An 18,508-nucleotide genomic window follows, 5' to 3' on the forward strand; every position below is an offset into this window, starting at 1 on the left:
GCCGGAAGGCTGGAGGCATGACTCAGACAACGGGCGGCCAGGTAATCGATGTCGACGGGCTGCGGCGCGGCTACGCCGGTGGCTACACGGCGGTGGACGGCATCTCGTTCTCCGTGGCGCGCGGCGAGCTGTTCGCGCTCCTCGGCACGAACGGCGCGGGCAAGACCTCCACCGTCGAAGTGCTGGAGGGCCTCGCCAGTCCCGACGGCGGCGCGGTACGGGTGCTGGGCCACGACCCGTACCGCGAGCGGGCCGTCGTACGCCCCCGGGTGGGCGTGATGCTCCAGGAGGGCGGCTTCCCCTCCGATCTGACGGTCGCCGAGACCGTACGGATGTGCGCGGGGTGCACCAGCGGCGCCCGGCCGACCGACGAGGCGCTCGGCCTGGTCGGGCTCACCAAGCGGGCCGGAGTACGGGTCAAGCAGCTCTCCGGGGGCGAACGGCGGCGCCTCGACCTGGCGCTCGCGCTCCTCGGCCGGCCCGAGGTGCTCTTCCTCGACGAGCCGACGACGGGTCTGGACGCCGAAGGCCGCCGCGACACCTGGGAGTTGGTGCGCGAACTACGGAACGAGGGGACCACCGTGCTGCTGACCACGCACTACCTGGAAGAGGCCGAGTCGCTCGCCGACCGGCTGGCGATCATGGACCAGGGCCGGATCGTGGCGTCCGGGACGCCGTCGGAGGTGACCGCGAGCCGACCGGGCCGCATCCGCTTCGCGCTTCCCGAGGATGTCCCCGCCGGGCGGCTGCCGCTCTCGCTGCGGGCGGGGGCGGACGGCAGGCGGGTCGAGATCCGTACCCATCAGGTCCAGCGGGATCTGGGTGAACTCCTGCGGTGGGCCGCGGAGTCCGGGGTGGAACTGGAGGCGCTGGACGCGCGGTCGGCGACGCTCGAAGAGGCGTTCCTCGACATCGCGGCACGGAGCGGAGAGACGGTGGGAGCCCGATGAGTACGACAGAGGCCCGCGTCGGCGGGACCGCCAGGACCGACGGCGGAGCCAGCACCCCGCTCGGCCGGCTGAAGGCGCTCGGGCAGGCCGAGTACACGCTGCTCATCAGGAACAGGACGGCGCTGTTCGCCGGGCTGCTCGTGCCCGTCGCGATGATCGGCGCCATCAAGACGTCGATCGGGCAGGTCGACCTCGGCGGGACCGGGCTCAGCACCATCGAGGTGGCGATGGTCGGCAGCATCGGCATGGTGCTGGTCATGGCCGTCTACGCCAACCTCGCCTCCGCGTACACGTCCCGGCGCGAGGACCTGGTGCTCAAGCGGCTCCGTACGGTCGAGGCCGCCGACCACGAGATCCTCGCCGGTACCGCGCTGCCCGCCGTCGCGCTCGCCTTCGTACAGGCCGCCGTGATGATCGCGGGCGGGGTCGCGCTCCTCGACGTACGGGCGCCCCGGCAGCCGCTGCTGCTGGTCGCCGGGCTGCTGGCCGGTCTGGTGCTGCTGGCCATGCTGGGGGCGGTGACCTCGGCCTTCACCCGTACCGTGGAGAGCGCCCAGCTCACCACCATGCCGCTGTTCCTGCTGTCGGTGATGGGATCGGGGCTCTTCGTCCCGCTGGACATCTTCCCCGACCGGGTGGCGGCGGTCTGCGAGCTGCTGCCGATGACCGGGGTCATGACCCTGATCAGGGCGGGCTGGCTGGGCGGGATCGAGGGGCTCGAGGTGCTGCGGGCGGGTCTGACGGCCCTGGTCTGGATCGCGCTCGCCCTGTTTGCTGTACGGAAGTGGTTCCGCTGGGAGCCCAGGCGGTAGGCAGGCGAGCGGCACGGCAACGGCACGGCAAACGGCGCGTGGAAGGAAGGAGTGAGATGTCCGGACTGACGGACTGGTGGCACCGGAAGAGCAAGCCGGTGAAGGTCGAGCTGTACACCCGCTGGTCGTTCCACTCCTTCGTGGCCATGGAGATCGCGCTGTCCGGCATTCCCATGCTCCGCTCGGCCGTGCTGAACGGCGAGTGGCCGACCGGCCTCTGCCTGTTCCTGCTGGTCTGCGCGCACGCGGCACTCTGCGGTGTCATGTCGTCGCGAGCCCTGGACTGGCGGCTCGGCCGGGGCGAGCAGCCCGTACGGCTGGTCGTGGCCGTGGCGGCGCTGACCCTGGCGGGTCTCTTCGCCTTCCTCGCGCTGCGCTCGACCGGCACCGTCCTGTTCGACGGCGGCGCCATCTACCTGGTGACCGGCCTCGCGGGGTTCGGCACCGCGACGGCTTCCCTGGTCCTGCCCAGAGCGGCGCACACGCGATACGCCCTGCTCGGGGTGACGGCGGTCGTGTCGGCGGCCGGGCTGCTGCTCGGGCTGGCGACGCCCGAGATCATCGCCAACGCGGTGGGCATCCTCATCACCGGAGCGTTCTTCATCTTCGCGTACGGCTTCTCGGTCTGGCTGCTCAAAGCCGTCTGGGACCTCGACACGGCGCGTGAACTACAGACCCGCCTCGCGGTCGCCGAAGAACGCCTCCGGTTCGGCCGCGACATGCACGACGTCATGGGCAGGAACCTCGCGGTGATCGCGCTCAAGAGCGAACTGGCGGTCCAGCTCGCCGAGCGCGGCAGGCCGGAGGCCATCGCCCAGATGACCGAGGTGCAGCGGATCGCGCGGGAGTCACAGCGGGAGGTGCGGGACGTCGTGCGCGGCTACCGGGAGGCGGACCTCCACACCGAACTGGACGGCGCCCGCGGGGTCCTGGCGGCGGCCGGCATCGACTGCCGGATCGAGGAGGAGACCGCCGCTCCCCTGCCCGCCGAGGTGCAGTCGGCCCTGGGCTGGGTCGTGCGGGAGGCGACGACGAACGTACTGCGGCACGGGGACGCGCGGCGCTGCACCGTACGGCTGTCGGCGCCGGAGGGCGGCGGCGGGGCGGTGCTGACAGTGGAGAACGACGGGGTGCCGGACCCGGCCGACGGCGCACCTTCCCGGCACGGCTCCGGGCTCGCCGGGCTGCGGGAGCGGCTGGCGGCGCTGGACGGGACGCTGGAGGCGGGGGTGGCGGAGGACGGCTGCTTCCGGCTGACGGCACGGGTGCCGCTGCCCCGGGCCGCACCGACGACCGGCCGCACTGCGTCCACGCCTCGGTCCGTGTCGGCGACGGCGACGGCATCAGCGAAGGCATCAGCGACGGCGCATCGGTCCGTATCCGCTCTCAACGACGAGATGACGCCATGACCACATCACCATCACCATCGTCGCCATCACCTGTACGGGTTCTCCTCGCCGACGACGAGCACCTGATCCGGGGCGCGCTCGCCGCGCTGCTCGCCCTCGAAGACGATCTTCTGGTGGTCGCCGAGGCGGCCTCCGGGCCCGAGGCGCTCGCGATGGCGCTGGCGCACCGCCCCGATGTGGCCGTACTGGATCTCCAGATGCCGGGGGCGGACGGTGTGAAAGTCGCCACATCGCTCCGTACCGAACTGCCCGGCTGCCGGACGATGATCGTGACGAGCCACGGCAGACCCGGCCATCTGAAACGGGCGCTGGCGGCGGGCGTGCGGGGGTTCGTGCCCAAGACGGTCAGCGCGCGGCGGCTCGCCGAGATCATCCGCGCGGTGCACGCCGGAAGCCGTTTCATCGACCCGGAGTTGGCGGCGGACGCGATCTCCGCCGGGGACTCGCCGCTGACCGCGCGCGAGGCCGAGGTGCTGGAGCTGGCGGCTGACGGCGCGCCGATCGCGGAGATCGCGGAACGCGCCTCGCTGTCGCAGGGGACCGTACGGAACTACTTGTCGTCCGCCGCCTCCAAGCTGGGCGCCGAGAACCGGCACACGGCGGTGCGTCTCGCACAGCGCCGGGGTTGGGTATAGTTGGCGTCGCGCCACGGCGCATGCGGACGTAGCTCAGTTGGTAGAGCGCAACCTTGCCAAGGTTGAGGTCGCCAGTTCGAACCTGGTCGTCCGCTCAGAGAAAGAAGCCCCCGGTCCAGTGGACCGGGGGCTTCTTCGTGTCTGTCTCCAGTGACCCTCGTGTCTCTAGTGCCAGGGAGTGCCGGTGAGGAGTTCGTACGCCTCCACGTACTTCGCGCGCGTCGCGTCCACGATCTCCCGCGGCAGCGGGGGCGGCGGCTGCTCGCTCCGGCGGTCCCAGCCGGAGGCGGGCGAGGTCAGCCAGTCGCGTACGTACTGCTTGTCGTACGACGGCTGCGCGTGACCCGGCTCCCAGCTCGCGGCGGGCCAGAAGCGCGACGAGTCGGGGGTCAGCACCTCGTCGGCGATCACCAGCCGGTCGTTGCCATCGGCGTCGCGGTCGAAGCCGAACTCGAACTTCGTGTCGGCGAGGATGATCCCCCGCTCGCGCGCGATGTCCCGGGCCCTGCCGTACACGTCGAGGGTCGTCCGGCGCAGCAGGGCGGCCTCCTCCGTGCCGACCTGGTGGGCCACCACCTCGTACGACACGTTCTCGTCGTGGTCGCCGACGTCCGCCTTGGTGGCGGGGGTGAAGATCGGGGCGGGCAGCTCGGAGCCGTCCGTGAGCCCTTCGGGCAGCGCGAGACCGCAGACGGTGCGGGACTGCTCGTACTCCACGAGCCCCGAGCCCGTGAGGTAGCCGCGGGCCACGCACTCGACCGGGACCATCCGCAGCGAGCGGCAGACGAGGGTGCGGCCCGCCCAGTCGGCGGGAGCGCCGGCCGGGACGTCGGTGGAGATGACATGGTGCGGTACGAGGTCGGTGAGCTGGTCGAACCACCAGAGCGAGAGCTGGGTGAGGACCCGGCCCTTGTCGGGGATTTCGCTGGGCAGCACCCAGTCGTACGCGGACATGCGGTCGCTGGCGACCATCACGAGGTCGCCCGCCTCGTTGCGGTACAGATCGCGCACCTTGCCGGTGTGGATGTGCACCAGACCCGGCACCTGAAGGGGCTCGGGCTTTTCTACGAATCCGGACACGGTTCCTCCCCGTGGTTCTGTCCGATCTGAGAGATCGCGTCGATTCTCCCGTATGCCGGAAGTCCCAGCTCGCAGGGGTGGGGCGTGACTCGTTGTGCGGGGCTCCCCGAGGGCTGGGTGGCTGCTCGGGCCAGGGGCTCCTAAGGCGCGGGGGCGCTGGGTCAGTCGCGTTTGCAGATCCGGTCCAGCAGGTTGGCGGTCGCGCGCTGGATACGGGGGTCGACGTGGCCGGGGCGGTCCAGCGCCGGTGACCAGGCGAAGGTGCCCGAGGCGAAGACGAGGGCGCCGGAGGGGGCGCGGTAGAGGGAGGTCTCCTGGTGGCGCCGGACGTTCTCGCTGTCGCGGTAGGGGGAGTGCGCGAGCAGGATCCGGTCCTGGTGCTCGGGCAGCGCGGTACGCGGGAAGTAACGGTCCGCCTCCCCCGCGACCAGCCCTTCGATCTCGTCGCCCTCGGCGACGCCGGCGGCCTCCCAGAGCCAGTGGTCCACGTTCCGTACGACCATCGGGTACGGCTGGGGGACCCGGCCCGCGTACTGGATGCCGAGGAGCTGCTGCTCGGGCCGGTCCACCTCGCGCCAGAGGGCGGGGCGCGAGGAGGCGCGACCGGAGCCGCGCCCCGCGCCACGTCCTCCCGTACGCCCCGGCGCGCGGGCCGGAGCGCGGTGTTTGCGGCAGGTGAGGAGCCGGTCGGGGACGCCGGAGGCCGAGGGCGCCAACTCCACTTGCCAGTACATGGTGTTGGCGGAGAGGAAGACCAGGGAGGTGCCGTGGTCGCGCGCCTGCTCGACCGTACGGCGCATGGGGACGGACCAGTACTCGTCGTGGCCGGGGAAGATCAGGCCGCGGTAGCGGGTGGGGTCGACGCGGCCCGCGTGCAGGTCGCGGGCGTCGGCGTAGGCCAGGTCGTACCCGTAGCGCTCGGCCCAGCGGATGAAGTCGTAGGCGTGGCCGACGTGGAGGGGCAGGCCCGCGCCCGCGTAAGGACGGTCGAAGGAAACCGTCGTCGCGGCGTCCTGCTCGCCGAGGAGCCGGCCCTGCTCGTCCCAGGCGTGGTAGAGGCTGGCGCCGGTGTGGCCGTCCTCGGGGTAGAGGTTGTACGCCTGCCAGGTGATGTCGGGGAGCAGCAGAAGCAGATCGGCGGGGCGGCCGTCGCGGATGGTGAAGGGGACGTGGGAGCGGTAGCCGTCGGCCGTGGTGAGGACGGCCACGTGCGCGCCGAGCGCCCAGTGGTCCGGGATCTGGAGGCGCCAGGACTGCCACCAGTTGTGGCACGAGACCGTACGGTCGGCGGAGAGCGGCGGGGGCTGGACGATGCCGGAGATCCGGGGGCCTGTGCTGATCTTGCGGGCGCCCTCGCCGCCGTAGTGGCCGATCCGGTAGATGTCGACGGAGAACTCCTGGGGCGGATCGACGGTGATGTGGAAGTCGATCGCCTCGCCGGGCGCGACGGCGCCGCTGGAGGAGAAGCCCTTGATCTGACGGCGCACGTCATCGGCGGTACGGGGGCCACCGCTGCGTCCGGCGCTCAGGGTCGGATCCGCGTACCAGGGCACGAGTTTGCCCGTGTCGTCGAAGTAGTTCTCGCTGCCCCGCAGCCAGGGCAGCGGGCCCTGGCCGAAGGGGTCGCTCACCGCGTGCGCGAGAGCGCCCGATTCCCACCGCCGGATCTGGTCCGCCCCCATGGTGCGCCCCTCCTCCGAGCCCGCGCGCCCGCAGGTGGCACGGATGGTTCGATACAAGCGTCGTTCCGCGCGCGGGTGCGCCGGTCCGACGATCGTTTGGCCGACCGCCGACGCGTCCTGATGGCTGCGCGGAACTCCAGCACATCACACAACGCACGTGATCCGTCACCGTTCGTCGCGAATTGAAGTAAATGGAAGGCGATGATCCGGATGCGGGGTGGGATTTCGGGCGGTGGGGCAGCCGGGAGGCGCGGGCAAGTGCCGCTGGGTGTGGCGGGATTCACATCTTGGGGGGGCGGGGGGCGGGAGGGCGAGGCGGGAGGGCGGGGCGGGGTCAGACGAGCCGTACGGGCTTCTCCGGCCGGACTCCCAGCGACGCCAGCCAGGCGCGCAGCGGCTCGGCGTCGCCGTCCTCGACCAGGCTGAGGACCCGGGCGGGCAGCTCCGCGCGGCGTTCGCCGTCGATCAGCAGGGCCGGGCCGTCCAGCCAGTCGAGGCCGGGGGCGGCCCCGGCCGTGTCGACGGCGGAGCAGCAGACCATGGCCGTCACATGGTCGGCGAGCAGCTCGCGGCCGGTACGGGGCGGCTGGAGGGGGAAGAGGGGCAGCGGGTCGGCGCCCCAGAGCGCGAGGGAGTCGCCCGCGGCCTCGGCCGGGGTCGGCGGGGCCGACGCCTCCTCCCGGGCCAGCTCGGCGCTGATGCCGGCGGCCAGCGCGTCGCCGACCTCACCGCCGCCGCCCCCGGGTCCCGACCCGGATCCGGGTCGGGCGAGATGGTCCATGACGCGGGCCAGGTTGGGGCCCGGGGCGGGGGCGGGTTCCAGGAACTCCAGGGAATCCAGGGAGCCGGCGTGTGCGGCGGGGCCGACGGAGTCGGCGGACGCTCCGGAGCGGGCGGACCTGGCGGACCTGGCGGACCTGGCGGACCGGGTGGAGGGTCGTACCTCCATCCCGTCCAGGACGCGGTGCAGCCTGGCCGCTTCCGTACGCCACTTTCGGTCGACCACCTCTTCCGGATACTGCTGCCAGTCCACCGGGGACCAGTCGGGCCCGGCCTCGGCCGGGCCGCCGTGGAAGAGGCGGGCGGCGAGCAGCGAGGCCGCCTCGTCGACCGCGCCGGGTTCTTCGAGGAGATCGCAGGCGGGGCGCTCGCCGAGCCGGGAGGCGAAGCCCTCGGCCAGGCGGTCGCGGCGCGACAGCTCGGTGAGAGCGGAGACCACGCCGGCGTCCAGCCGGGAGGGCCAGCGGCCCATACGCCAGGCGGGCAGCGCGACCCGGGTCAGCAGCCGGTCCCATCCCGCGTAGGCCAGGCCCACCTGCTCCTGGGCGACGATCCGCAGGCCGTAGTCCACCTCCTGGGCGCGCTCGGAAGCGGCGGTCGCGACCCCGCGCTCCATCAGCGCGGCGTGCTCGCCGCACGCGCGCAGCAGGACCCGGGCGAGAAGCTCGGGCAGGGCGAGCACCGCGCGGCGTATCGGCCCGGCGCCGGGACGTGCCGTGACCGCGACCGCCGCGTCGAGGCCGCGCACGAAGCGACGGGCCGCGGCTATGTCCGGGTGCGCGGCCGGCCCCGTGCCGGCGACGACCGGGGCGAGCACGGCGCGCAGCTCGGCGACGCGCATCCACCACAGGAACGGCGAACCGATGACGAGGACGGGAGCGGCGGCGACGCCCCGGCCCGCCCCCTTGCCCCGGCCAGGGCCCTTGCCCCGGCGCCCGTCCCGGCCGCGGGCCGGTGCCGATACGGAGCGCGGCTTCGAGTGCCCCGGATGCGTACGGTCCTCCAGCCAGCTGTCGCAGTCCGGCGTCAGGGCTATCGCGGAGGGCACGGGCACATCGAGCCGCTCCGCGAGATCGCGGACCAGCCGGTAGAGATCGGGGGCGGCCTTCTCGGTCACCGGGACGGTGGGACTGAGCGCGGGCCGGGCCCGGGCGATCACGGCGGCCACGGCGGCGGTCAGCAGCAGCACGGCCACCGCGAGGGCCGTCACGCCCCAGCGCGCCGCGTCCCACCCCGGGCCCCGCAGATGCCCCGTACCCCCGCCGACGAGCAGCACCACGGCGGCGGCCGTGGGCAGCAGCGCCAGAGCCAGCGCCCTGCTGCGCACGCGCAGCACAGCGAGCGCCCGGACACGGGCGCCCTGCGCGCCCATACCCTCACCCATTCCGGAATCGGACATGGTGGACCTCACCCCCTCTGCCGTGCGGCTGCGTTTGCTCACTCCCCCACTGTGGCACCCGTCACTGACATCGCAATGCCGGTGGGCCAAGTGCCGGAACGCCTGCGCCGCACCCTAGTTGGGCCCCGGAGACCCGTCATCCGGATGGCCTATCCGTCACTCGATGGAATGGCTCTGGTCAAAGCTGCTGACGCGACGGCGCTCGGGCGATCCGAATTCGATGGCTCCGTATCCGGGGCGCGCGGAGATGGCGGCGACGGCGGGGACTGCGGCGACGGCCGCTGGAGGGGCCGGACATACGAATCCGGGCCGGGCGGTGACCGCCCGGCCCGGAGCCAGATCCTCTTGGTGGGTCGATTCGGCCGGGGTACAGCCGTGTTCGACCGGTTCGTTGCGGTTGCGGCTGCGGTTGCCGTTGCCGTTGCGGTTGCCGCCGCTGTCGCCGCTGCCGCTGCCCGGGGTCAGTCGCGCGCGGCCTCCGCCGCCGCGCGGGCGATGTCCGTACGGTGCTGGGAGCCCGCCAGGCGGATCCGGCCCAGCGCCGCGTACGCGCGCTCGCGGGCCCGCGTCAGGTCCGTACCCGTCGCCGTCACCGACAGCACCCGGCCGCCCGCGCTGACGACGGTGTCGCCGTCCAGCCGGGTGCCGGCGTGCAGGACGTACGCGTCGGGGGCATCCTGCGCCGCGACATCCGCCAGCCCCTCGATGGGGTCGCCGGTACGGGGGGTGTCCGGGTAGTTGTGCGAGGCGACGACCACGGTGACCGCGGCGTCGTCGCGCCAGTTCAGCGGGGGCAGGGCGGCGAGATCGCCCTGGGCGGCGGCCAGCAGGACACCGGCCAGCGGGGTCCTGAGCCGGGCCAGGACCACCTGGGTCTCCGGGTCTCCGAAGCGGGCGTTGAACTCGATGACCCGTACGCCCCGGCCGGTGATCGCGAGGCCCGCGTACAGCAGCCCGGAGAAGGGCGTGCCGCGGCGGCGCAGTTCGTCGACGGTGGGCTGGAGGACGCTGTCCATGACCTCGTCGACCAGCTTGGGGTCGGCCCACGGGAGCGGGGAGTACGCGCCCATGCCGCCGGTGTTGGGGCCCTCGTCGCCGTCGAGCGCGCGCTTGAAGTCCTGCGCGGGCTGGAGCGGGACGACGGTCTCGCCGTCGGTGATGGCGAAGAGGGAGACCTCGGGGCCGTCGAGGAACTCCTCGATGACGACGCGGCCGCAGGCGAGGGCGTGCGCGCGGGCGGCGGCGAGGTCGGGGGTCACGACGACGCCCTTGCCGGCGGCGAGCCCGTCGTCCTTGACGACGTAGGGCGGGCCGAAGGCGTCGAGGGCGTCGTCGATCTGCTCGGGGGTGGTGCAGACGTAGCTGCGGGCCGTCGGGACGTTGGCCGCCGCCATCACGTCCTTGGCGAACGCCTTGGAGCCCTCCAGCTCGGCCGCCTCCCGGGACGGGCCGAAGCAGGGGATGCCCGCGTCGCGTACGGCGTCGGCGACCCCGGCCACCAACGGCGCCTCCGGGCCGACGATGACGAGACCGGCCGCCAGCTCGGTGGCGAGGCGCGCCACGGCCGCGCCGTCCAGCGCGTCCACCGGGTGCAGCTCGGCCACCTCGGCGATCCCGGCGTTGCCGGGGGCGCAGTGCAGAGCGGTGACCTGGGGGTCGAGGGACAGAGAGCGGCACAGGGCGTGTTCGCGGGCGCCGCCGCCGATGACAAGGACCTTCACGGGAGGCAGCCTAGCCCGGACGGGGCGGCGCTCCGGCTACGGGCCTTGGAGGGGACGCCGAAACGCACCCCGTCACTCGTTCGTATATTCCTCCACCACGGTCGCTCCCAGTTCGCGCACGATGAGGTCGTGGCCGGAGAGCGCGGAGTCCACGAGGTCCGGATCGTCCTCTTCCGGGGTGTCGTCCTCCGGCGCCACCGAGTGGTGCTGCGGGCCGGACGGATTCGATCCGTGGTCCGACCGCGCCCCTTCCGAGCGTCCCGCCGCCGGGCCGTGGCCCCCGGCCCCGGCGGGCGCTCCGGAGCCGCCGGGCCCGGAGGCCGGGGAGCCCTGGCCGGAAGCGGCGCCGGAGGGCGCGAAATGCTGGCCGGAGCCCGCACCCGGTCCCTGGCCCGGCTGGGGGGCGGAAGGACGGCCGCCGCCGTAACCGCCACCGCCGCCGCCTCCGCCTCCGGTGCTGCCGGCCGCTCCGCCGGGGGCGCCGCCGCCGTAGCCGCCGTTGCCGCCCCCTGCGCCTCCGGCGCCGGCAGGGGCTCCGTACCCGCCGCCGTAACCGCCGCCTCCGGGGGCGCCGCCGCCACCGGCGCCCGGGGGCGGTGCGGTGCCGCCCGACGGGTCGACGATGGCCTCGATCTTCCACTGCACGTGGAACTGCTCGGAGAGGGCCTGCTTGAGCACCGCCTCGCTGCCGCTGCTCGTGAAGTTGTCCCGGGCGCCGGCGTTGATGAAGCCGACTTGCAGCGTCGTCCCGTCGAACCCCGCGACCTGCGCGTTCTGGCTGAGCAGGATCCAGGTGAAGCGGCGGCGGTTCTTCACGGCTTCCAGGATGTCGGGCCACATGTTCCGTACCTGGCCCGCGCCCTGCGCCATTCCGGGACTCGCGGCGGCGGGGCCGGGAGCTGCCCCCGGCGGCGGGGTGGCCGGCCCGGGGGCCGGGGCGGCGGCGGGCGGCCCGCTGGGCGCCGGGGCCGGTCCCTGCCCGGGGGTCGAAGCGGTGGGCCAGCCACCGGGCCGCCGGCCGGCCTCCCCCGGCGCCGTGGCACCGGGCCACGCGCCGGGCCGCTGGGGCTCGGCGGACGGGGCGGGGGCGGAGGCGGGCGCGGGCTCGGGGGCGGGGGCGGGGGCGGGGGCCTGCGGAACGGAAGCGGGAGGAGCTGCGACGGGGGCCTGTGCTGCCTGAGCGGCGGCCTGCGCGGCCTGAGCCGCCCGCGCCGCCTCGGCCGGTCCCGCCATGGAGGGCGCGGGCGGCGCCGCGGAAGCGTGCGCACCGGGCTCCGGTACGTATCCCATGGCGGGGGCGGGCGCCCCGGCCGAGAACGCGGCCCCGGCGGTCGCCGCGGTCGCCGCCGCACCCCGCTCCAGGCGATCGAGGCGCGCCTGGACGGAGCGCTCGTCGTCGAAGGCGGCGGGCAGCAGCACGCGCGCGCAGATCAGCTCCAGCTGAAGCCGGGGCGAGGTGGCGCCGCGCATCTCCGTCAGCCCGGTGTTGACGAGATCGGCCGCCCGGCTCAGCTCGGCCGCGCCGAACACCGAGGCCTGGGCGCTCATCCGCTCGACCACGTCGGCGGGGGCGTCGATCAGCCCCTTCTCCCCCGCGTCCGGCACGGCGGCCAGGATGACCAGGTCGCGCAGCCGCTCCAGGAGATCGGCGACGAAGCGCCGCGGATCGTTCCCGCCCTCGATCACCTGATCCACGATCTCGAACGCCGCGGCCCCGTCCCCCGCCGCGAACGCGTCCACGACCGCGTCCAGCAGCGAGCCGTCCGTATAACCGAGCAGCGCCGTCGCCATGGCGTACGTCACACCGTCACCGGCCGTACTGGCGAGCAACTGGTCCATCACGGACATCGAGTCACGCACGGACCCCGCGCCGGCCCGGACGACCAGCGGCAGCACCCCTTCCGCGATCGCCGTGCCCTCCTTCTCGCAGACCTCGGCGAGATAGTCGCGCAGCGTCCCCGGCGGAACGAGCCGGAAAGGATAGTGGTGCGTGCGCGACCGGATCGTGCCGATGACCTTCTCCGGCTCGGTCGTCGCGAAGATGAACTTGAGGTGCTCCGGCGGCTCCTCGACCACCTTCAGCAGGGCGTTGAACCCCGCCGAGGTGACCATGTGCGCCTCGTCGATGATGTAGATCTTGTAACGACTGCTGGCCGGCCCGAAGAACGCCTTCTCCCGCAGATCACGGGCGTCGTCCACGCCACCGTGCGAGGCCGCGTCGATCTCGATGACATCGATCGACCCCGGCCCGTTCCTGGCGAGGTCCTGACAGGACTGGCACTCCCCGCACGGCGTCGGCGTGGGCCCCTGCTCGCAGTTCAGACAGCGCGCGAGGATGCGCGCGCTGGTCGTCTTCCCACAGCCACGCGGCCCGCTGAACAGGTACGCGTGATTGACCCGGTTGTTCCGCAGGGCCTGCTGCAACGGGTCAGTGACATGCTCCTGCCCGATGACCTCGGCGAATGACTCGGGGCGATAACGGCGGTACAGCGCAAGGGACGACACACCTACGACGATATCGGCCCCCTCGGACATCGCGCCCGTAAGACCACCCCGGACCACCCCACAACGCAAGCGCCCCCCACGCACCCGCCAGAGCCAACCTACCCTTGCTGCCTTCCGGCCCTGGGGGAGTTCAGTCAGATAGCGCCACGTGAGGGGCTCCGCACACAGTACCCGATCCCCACCCGGGGAACGAGTTCGCGAGCACTCCCCCACGTCTTGTATTGTTTGCCCCGGAGGATTCGCCTAGTGGCCTAGGGCGCACGCTTGGAAAGCGTGTTGGGGGCAACCCCTCACGAGTTCGAATCTCGTATCCTCCGCCATTGCTCTCACCGGGCAATACGTCGAAGGCCCCCGCAGCTTGCTGCGGGGGCCTTCGACGTATTGGAACGGTACAGAATTCCAGATTTGGCTCAAACCGGGGCGAATCCACCTTTTCCGCCGTCGGCGAAGAGGAGGGTGGGTTCGGCCAGGATGTCGCGGCCGGCCTCGCTCTTGTAGATCTCGTCGACGCTGCCGAACCGTGCCTCGGAGTAGTCGAGTCCGACCAGCGCGGCGGCCTGCCGGACGGATGCCTCGTCGGGGCCCTCGATCTCGACGAACGTCGGGAGGTCCGGCCAGGTGTCGAAGTCGAAGGCGACCTCGCCCAGGCGCCACTCCTCGCGGTAGTTCTCCTGGTAGCGGACCTCGCGCATGCCGACGTTCCGGAGAATCTCGGCCATGGCGTGCAGGTCCGTGACCTCGGTCTCGATCTCCGTGGTGCCGTCGATCGTGGTGGCATCGGTGACCTGCTTGAGCGTGAGCGTCGAGCGCGTGCCCTCGTCACGCAGGCGTACCCAGGCACCTCCGTCGAGAGCGTCGTTCTCGAAGATCTTGCGGGTGAGGAGGGTGCGAGGGAATGCCTGAACCGCACCGAGCGCGGTCAGCCGGGCCTGGAGGTCGGCTACGTCGACGGCAAGGAACTTGGCCTCGTACTCGTGCTTCATGAGTCCTTCTTCTCCTGGCGATGGGCGGAGTCGGTTGTGTGAGCCGCGAGGAGCAGGCCCATACGGTGGGTGTGGTCGTGGAGCTGGCCGACGTGTGCCCGCTCGGTGAATTCGTTGGTCCGCAGGGTCAGCAGAACGTCCCAGTCGCCGATGAAGTGGCGTCTCAGCCTCTCCGGCGACGTGTAGTGCTCGATCAGGTAGTGGCGCTGCGTGACGGGCATCATGAACTCCGCGCCGAACAGGCCGCCCGGCCGCACCATCGCCTGCATGCGGCTGACGAACTCCCCCAGTGGACTATGGTGGTTGGCACTGTAATGCCAGGAGCAGCTCGTCCAGACGGCGTCGCAGAGTACGCCCAGGGGCTCGGCCTGGAGGAAGTCCTCCTCCACGACCTGCACACGGTCGTGGAGCGCTTGGAGCTTGAGGCGGTCGATGAGTCCCGTCGTGTGGGCGTTCTCGTCACCCGGAAGGTGGACGCTACCACCGTGCAGGGCGAGCGGGTCGCGTTCTACGGCGATGACGCGGTAGCCGGCGGCTGCGAGCGGCAGGACGAATCTGCCGTCGCTCGCACCGATGATCGCGATGGTGGCTCCGGGAGCGGCTCGTTCCTCAACGGCCGCGAGGAACTGGGGAAAGAACGTGAGGGTGTGTTCCCAGAGGCTCTGCGTCCGCACGGTGGTGAGCTCCTTGCGTGTCGGTGGCGAGGATCGCGCGACAGACTTCGTCGGGTACGAGCCCCGTGGTGTCGACGTGGTGCGTCGGGAACCGGTCGTAGGCGTGGGTGATCCTGTCTACGGCGTTCTCCGCGAGGACGTCCCAGCGGGAGACCGGCTTGTCCCGGTGAGCGAGGCGACGCCGACGCTCGTCCTCTGTACAGACCAAGAGGTACTGGACGGGCTGCGGCAGGTCGGAGGGCAGCGTGACGTCGAGGTCGACGCCGAAGGCTCGGTGGTTGGCGAGACAGCGGGCGAAGTAGCTTTCCACGACGACCGGATTGCCCGCGAGGAGATTGCTTCGTATCTCGTCGACCGCCGTCAGTAGCGCGGAGAGGTAGAAGCACATACGGGCTTCCGAGTTCGCCCGTACGTCCATCTCTCGTCGCAGGGGTTCGTAGAAGGGCGGCACGGTCGGGACCAGGCGGGCGCCGCAGGATGCCGCCAGCAGCGGTGCGACGGTCGACTTTCCCGTGCCACGAAGCCCTTCGAGGCTCTCGAACAGCGGAGCGTCAGGCACGGCTGTAGACCACGTTCGGCACCGCGAGGGTGAGTTCGTCGGTGGCCGACGGCCGGTGGACGATGTGGTCGGCGGCCTTGTCGTACCAGAAGGCGTGCGAGTCCTTGCCGACGGCCTTGCAGGACATGGTGAGCGCACCGCGCGGGTCGGCCTCGATCCGCTCGATCTCGACCGGGCCACCGGCGGGGGCACAGATCTCGGGGGCACCGTGCTCGGACAGATCCTCGTCCACGATCACCTCGACGACCAGCTCGGCCGCCTGGAGCTCTTCGCGGAGGCGGGCGTAGGCGGCGGCGTCGGTGACCAGGAGGTCCGGATGGGCGGCGGCGTTGCCGACGGGCCGGAGGCAGTGGAGCTTCAGCTGCCGTACGTCGAAGTGCTCCAGGGTGCGTGCCAGCGGCAGCACCTCGTCGACGTTGCGGGATGTGACCGTCATGGTCGCGCCCGTACGGACCCCGAGCCGTCTGGCGAGGTCGAGCGCGCTCAGCGCGCTCTGGTAGCTACCTGCCTTGCGGATGTGGTCGTTGGTCGAGCCGATGCCCTCCAGCGAGACCCGCAGCAGATCGAGGTACGGCGCGATCTCCGTCAGCCGGCGCTCGATCCGGTAGCCGTTGGTGCAGATCTCGACCCCCAGGCCGAGCTCCTGCTTGACGTGCCGGACGACCTGGGCGAGGTCCCTGTACACGAACGGTTCGCCGCCGAGCAGGGTGACGGCCCCAGCGCCGTACTGGTCGCGCATGAGGGTGATGAGGTTGATCGCCTCATCGGCGGTGAACGCGTCCGCGTGCTGAAGTCGCTTGCCGTGGAAGCAGTGCAGGCACTCGAAGTTGCAGCGGTAGAGCAGTTGCAGGTACAGCATCCGGATCCTGCGGATCCCGGTGATTTCCCCGATCACGTGGTCCTCCTTCGGCCAGTTGCCTGGTGGGAGACCCGATGGTGGCGGAGCTCACGGGGACCGCGTCACCGCGTATGCGGACGCGTCCAGGACGTCCTGGGACGTTTTCCCTGGGTCGTTCTCAGCGTGCTGCGAAGGACTCCAGGATCCGGAGGAGACTCGTGGTGTCCGTCAGATCCGTCAGCACTTCGGATGCGCCGGCGGAGGCCAGCTCTTCCGGGCTGTGGAGGCCCGAAGCGACCGCGATGATTCCAGAGCCCGCGGCCAGGGCCGCCTCGACATCACGCGGCGTATCCCCGACGAGTACGGCAGGAACGTCGTGGTGAACGCCTCGCAGGCGGTGGGCTCGTTCGCGGGCGACAGCCACCAGGTCCGGCCGCTGGAGAGCATCAGCACCGTAGGCGCCGACAGACAGATCCAGCAGGGGGTCGAGGCCGAAGGCGGACACCTTCACACAGGCGTTGGCCGCGATATTCCAGAACTGCAAGCGGCAGCCATCGCCTTCAACCGCGCCAACCGCTCCGCCATCCGAGCCGAGCACCGAGCCGCCGACGCCCTGCGTCAGGCCGGAAGGACGCTGCTGACCGCGCCCACCGGCAGGGACGGCGACTTCGTCGCCGCGGCGCTCGCCTCCGCCGTCTTCCTGCTCATCGCCCTCAGCGAGTGGCACGCCCAGCGCGGTCACGAGCAGCAGGCGGCAGCCGCCCAGCAGTCCCTCGTCCACCTTCGAGCCGCCCAACAGCATGCCGCCCGGCCGGCCCTCGCCCAGCTCGCCGCACGCGCCCCGAGTCCCCAGGCACGGGATCGGCTCGCCGCAGCCGTCCGAGCCATGATCCCCGAGCACGCGTACCGTATCCTCGCTGACCCGGCTTGGCCCGCGCTGTCCACCGCCCTCGCCCGGGCTGAGTCTGCTGGCACGCCGCCCCGCCAGACCTTGGCCGACCTGTCCCGGCAACGGGAACTCGACACTGCGGACCGACCGGCAGAAGTCCTGGTCTGGCACTTGCGGACCGCCACCGCCGAGCGAGTCAGCCAGCGAGCTCGGAGCGCGGCAACCCGTAGTGCTCGCAACAACCGTCTGACGACGGAGACGGGCGCACCTTCCGTTCCGGCCGTTCAACCCCAGCCGACGGACGTGAAACGCCTGCGTCCAGGTCACTGACGTGCACTTCCCCGTCCCAGAACAGCGTCTTCTCAACCTTCACGAACTACGAAAGGCGCTCGTGAGGCGGATCTTCACGAGCGCCCTTCTACTCGTCAGCCGGACGGGCTCGGGATCCGGCGGCCGAAGGAGCTGGCGAGATCGGTTGCTGTGCTGCCCCGGCAGCCGTCAGGGAAAGGCATCACCGACTGGCCAAAGCTGGGGAAGGCCGAGCACATCCTGGATGGGACAGGTTGGCATGTGCCTTTCGACCTGGGCGTCGTCGAGCTGTGCAGTAGCCCAGGAGGGCAGGACGGGGGCCGGAAGCGAGGCTGGATCCGAGCTGTGCCAGAGAACGGGGGTGTTCTTTGCCCAGGTCCACGGTGCTGGGTTGTCGACGGTGAGAACGCCGCTGACTTTTCCGTGGGCGTGATCATAGGTGGAGTTCCAATAGCCGTTGGATAGACGGCCGACGACCGGAGTTCCGGTGTGGACATACTCGACCGAGGCCCCATATAGCACTGTCTCGACATCTCGGTTCTCAGGAAAGAAAGCCGCGTGGCCCACCGCCACGATGAATGGCATCCCCAAGTCACCATACCTGCTCCCCTTCTTCTTGACCGCGTCGAGCACCCGATCCGACCCGGCATCGAGCCAGCTAATCGCGGGGTAAACCCCAATTGCCCTGGCTGCCGGGTCGTCTCGTCTTCCAGGACTTCGGGGTATCGCCTCGAATGACAGGCTCCAACCGGCTTCCTGCCAGGTATGCCTCGGCAGTGGCACTTTACGCTCGCAGTCTGCGATGACTTGGTCGGGGTCCAGGCTGCTGAGCCACTGCGCCAAGCCGTTCTTCAACCGCCTCTGCGAAGGCGCTGCCGCACCCATCGCGTGAATGGAGTACGACAGGAAGAAGTTGGGACTGGGCACATTATCGATGGCGTCGATCAACGGGGGTGGGATTTGTTCACCCATGTCAGCCAGGCGCTGGGCCGACCAGATCGCCTCGACGACGAATCGTTCACCCTCTCGACTAATAAGGAAATCGGGGTTCTTACCCGTAGTTCCGACACTATGCTCGATCGCCACCTTGCAGCCGGAGCCGATCAGCATTTCGTGCAGGTAGAGCTCCCACAACGCCGAGAAGACGTTCGTGCCAGAGTTACGGTCCAGCAGCCTACTACGCATGCCGGGGCGAGACTGGGCCGGAAAGTGCGACCACCACTCGTTGATCACATCCCTTACCTGATCCCAAAAAGGCCCGGCAATTCTCTCGAAGAACTCAC

The 18,508-nt window shown here is 71.3% G+C and carries 15 protein-coding genes, 2 tRNA genes and 1 other RNA gene; 6 read left to right on the plus strand and 12 right to left on the minus strand.

Annotated elements, in window-relative coordinates:
* Window positions 1–17: 17 nt before the first annotated feature.
* The 5 genes from OG627_RS16425 (at window position 18) to OG627_RS16445 (ending at window position 3,901) form a co-directional block, all read left to right on the plus strand.
* Window positions 18–950: an ABC transporter ATP-binding protein gene (locus OG627_RS16425; RefSeq protein ID WP_329065770.1), complete on the plus strand. Its 933-nt coding sequence runs from the start codon at window positions 18–20 to the stop codon at window positions 948–950.
* Entirely contained in the window at window positions 947–1,762 is an 816-nt protein-coding gene (locus OG627_RS16430) for an ABC transporter permease (protein WP_329065772.1), read from the plus strand. Before OG627_RS16425 ends, OG627_RS16430 begins: the two co-directional genes overlap by 4 nt.
* 56 nt (window positions 1,763–1,818) lie before the next feature.
* Window positions 1,819–3,171, plus strand: a complete 1,353-nt coding sequence (locus tag OG627_RS16435; protein WP_329065773.1) for a sensor histidine kinase — start codon at window positions 1,819–1,821, stop codon at window positions 3,169–3,171.
* Complete coding sequence (locus tag OG627_RS16440; RefSeq protein ID WP_329065775.1) at window positions 3,168–3,806, plus strand: response regulator transcription factor; 639 nt, start codon at window positions 3,168–3,170, stop codon at window positions 3,804–3,806. The genes OG627_RS16435 and OG627_RS16440 overlap by 4 nt, the downstream gene beginning before the upstream one ends.
* Before the next feature lie 22 nt (window positions 3,807–3,828).
* Window positions 3,829–3,901, plus strand: a tRNA-Gly gene (locus OG627_RS16445).
* Between the two features lie 70 nt (window positions 3,902–3,971).
* On the opposite strand, the gene OG627_RS16450 is transcribed toward OG627_RS16445, so the two are convergent.
* The 6 genes from OG627_RS16450 to ffs form a co-directional block, all read right to left on the minus strand.
* Entirely contained in the window at window positions 3,972–4,886 is a 915-nt protein-coding gene (locus tag OG627_RS16450; protein ID WP_329065777.1) for a phosphoribosylaminoimidazolesuccinocarboxamide synthase, read from the minus strand.
* A 161-nt stretch (window positions 4,887–5,047) separates the two neighbouring features.
* Complete coding sequence (locus OG627_RS16455; RefSeq protein WP_329065779.1) at window positions 5,048–6,568, minus strand: N,N-dimethylformamidase beta subunit family domain-containing protein; 1,521 nt, start codon at window positions 6,566–6,568, stop codon at window positions 5,048–5,050.
* A gap of 334 nt (window positions 6,569–6,902) precedes the next feature.
* Window positions 6,903–8,747 carry a hypothetical protein gene (locus OG627_RS16460; RefSeq protein ID WP_329065781.1) on the minus strand — a complete coding sequence of 615 codons (1,845 nt, stop codon included), beginning with the start codon at window positions 8,745–8,747 and terminating at the stop codon, window positions 6,903–6,905.
* A 461-nt stretch (window positions 8,748–9,208) separates the two neighbouring features.
* A complete protein-coding gene (gene purD, locus OG627_RS16465) occupies window positions 9,209–10,468 on the minus strand; it encodes a phosphoribosylamine--glycine ligase (protein WP_329065783.1) in 1,260 nt (419 codons plus the stop codon).
* A 72-nt stretch (window positions 10,469–10,540) separates the two neighbouring features.
* A complete protein-coding gene (locus OG627_RS16470) occupies window positions 10,541–12,973 on the minus strand; it encodes a DNA polymerase III subunit gamma and tau (protein WP_329065785.1) in 2,433 nt (810 codons plus the stop codon).
* A 62-nt stretch (window positions 12,974–13,035) separates the two neighbouring features.
* An RNA gene (ffs, locus tag OG627_RS16475) (signal recognition particle sRNA small type) lies at window positions 13,036–13,134 on the minus strand.
* A 71-nt stretch (window positions 13,135–13,205) separates the two neighbouring features.
* On the opposite strand from ffs, the gene OG627_RS16480 reads away from it, so the two are divergent.
* Window positions 13,206–13,293, plus strand: a tRNA-Ser gene (locus tag OG627_RS16480).
* Window positions 13,294–13,383: 90 nt separating this feature from the next.
* On the opposite strand, the gene OG627_RS16485 is transcribed toward OG627_RS16480, so the two are convergent.
* From OG627_RS16485 to OG627_RS16510, 6 genes are all read right to left on the minus strand, one after another.
* The gene (locus tag OG627_RS16485; protein WP_329065787.1) at window positions 13,384–13,956 is read right to left on the minus strand and encodes a class IV adenylate cyclase; all 573 of its coding nucleotides are present in this window, start codon (window positions 13,954–13,956) and stop codon (window positions 13,384–13,386) included.
* Entirely contained in the window at window positions 13,953–14,630 is a 678-nt protein-coding gene (locus OG627_RS16490) for a class I SAM-dependent methyltransferase (protein ID WP_329065789.1), read from the minus strand. Before OG627_RS16490 ends, OG627_RS16485 begins: the two co-directional genes overlap by 4 nt.
* Window positions 14,566–15,189 carry an AAA family ATPase gene (locus OG627_RS16495; RefSeq protein ID WP_329065791.1) on the minus strand — a complete coding sequence of 208 codons (624 nt, stop codon included), beginning with the start codon at window positions 15,187–15,189 and terminating at the stop codon, window positions 14,566–14,568. Before OG627_RS16495 ends, OG627_RS16490 begins: the two co-directional genes overlap by 65 nt.
* Window positions 15,182–16,084, minus strand: coding sequence for a radical SAM protein (locus tag OG627_RS16500; protein WP_329065793.1), 903 nt, complete (start codon window positions 16,082–16,084; stop codon window positions 15,182–15,184). The genes OG627_RS16495 and OG627_RS16500 overlap by 8 nt, the downstream gene beginning before the upstream one ends.
* A gap of 121 nt (window positions 16,085–16,205) precedes the next feature.
* Complete coding sequence (locus OG627_RS16505) at window positions 16,206–16,928, minus strand: HAD hydrolase-like protein (RefSeq protein ID WP_329065794.1); 723 nt, start codon at window positions 16,926–16,928, stop codon at window positions 16,206–16,208.
* A gap of 486 nt (window positions 16,929–17,414) precedes the next feature.
* Window positions 17,415–18,458: a hypothetical protein gene (locus OG627_RS16510; RefSeq protein WP_329065796.1), complete on the minus strand. Its 1,044-nt coding sequence runs from the start codon at window positions 18,456–18,458 to the stop codon at window positions 17,415–17,417.
* Window positions 18,459–18,508 lie beyond the last annotated feature (50 nt).

It is taken from the genome of Streptomyces sp. NBC_01429 (genome assembly GCF_036231945.1).
Lineage (GTDB): Bacteria > Actinomycetota > Actinomycetes > Streptomycetales > Streptomycetaceae > Streptomyces.

Coding starts and splice junctions, on each gene's coding strand:
- OG627_RS16425 (WP_329065770.1), top strand. CDS start 18: ATGACTCAGACAACGGGCGGCCAGGTAATCGATGTCGACGGGCTGCGG.
- OG627_RS16430 (WP_329065772.1), top strand. CDS start 947: ATGAGTACGACAGAGGCCCGCGTCGGCGGGACCGCCAGGACCGACGGC.
- OG627_RS16435 (WP_329065773.1), top strand. CDS start 1,819: ATGTCCGGACTGACGGACTGGTGGCACCGGAAGAGCAAGCCGGTGAAG.
- OG627_RS16440 (WP_329065775.1), top strand. CDS start 3,168: ATGACCACATCACCATCACCATCGTCGCCATCACCTGTACGGGTTCTC.
- OG627_RS16455 (WP_329065779.1), bottom strand. CDS start 6,568: ATGGGGGCGGACCAGATCCGGCGGTGGGAATCGGGCGCTCTCGCGCAC.
- OG627_RS16460 (WP_329065781.1), bottom strand. CDS start 8,747: ATGTCCGATTCCGGAATGGGTGAGGGTATGGGCGCGCAGGGCGCCCGT.
- OG627_RS16485 (WP_329065787.1), bottom strand. CDS start 13,956: ATGAAGCACGAGTACGAGGCCAAGTTCCTTGCCGTCGACGTAGCCGAC.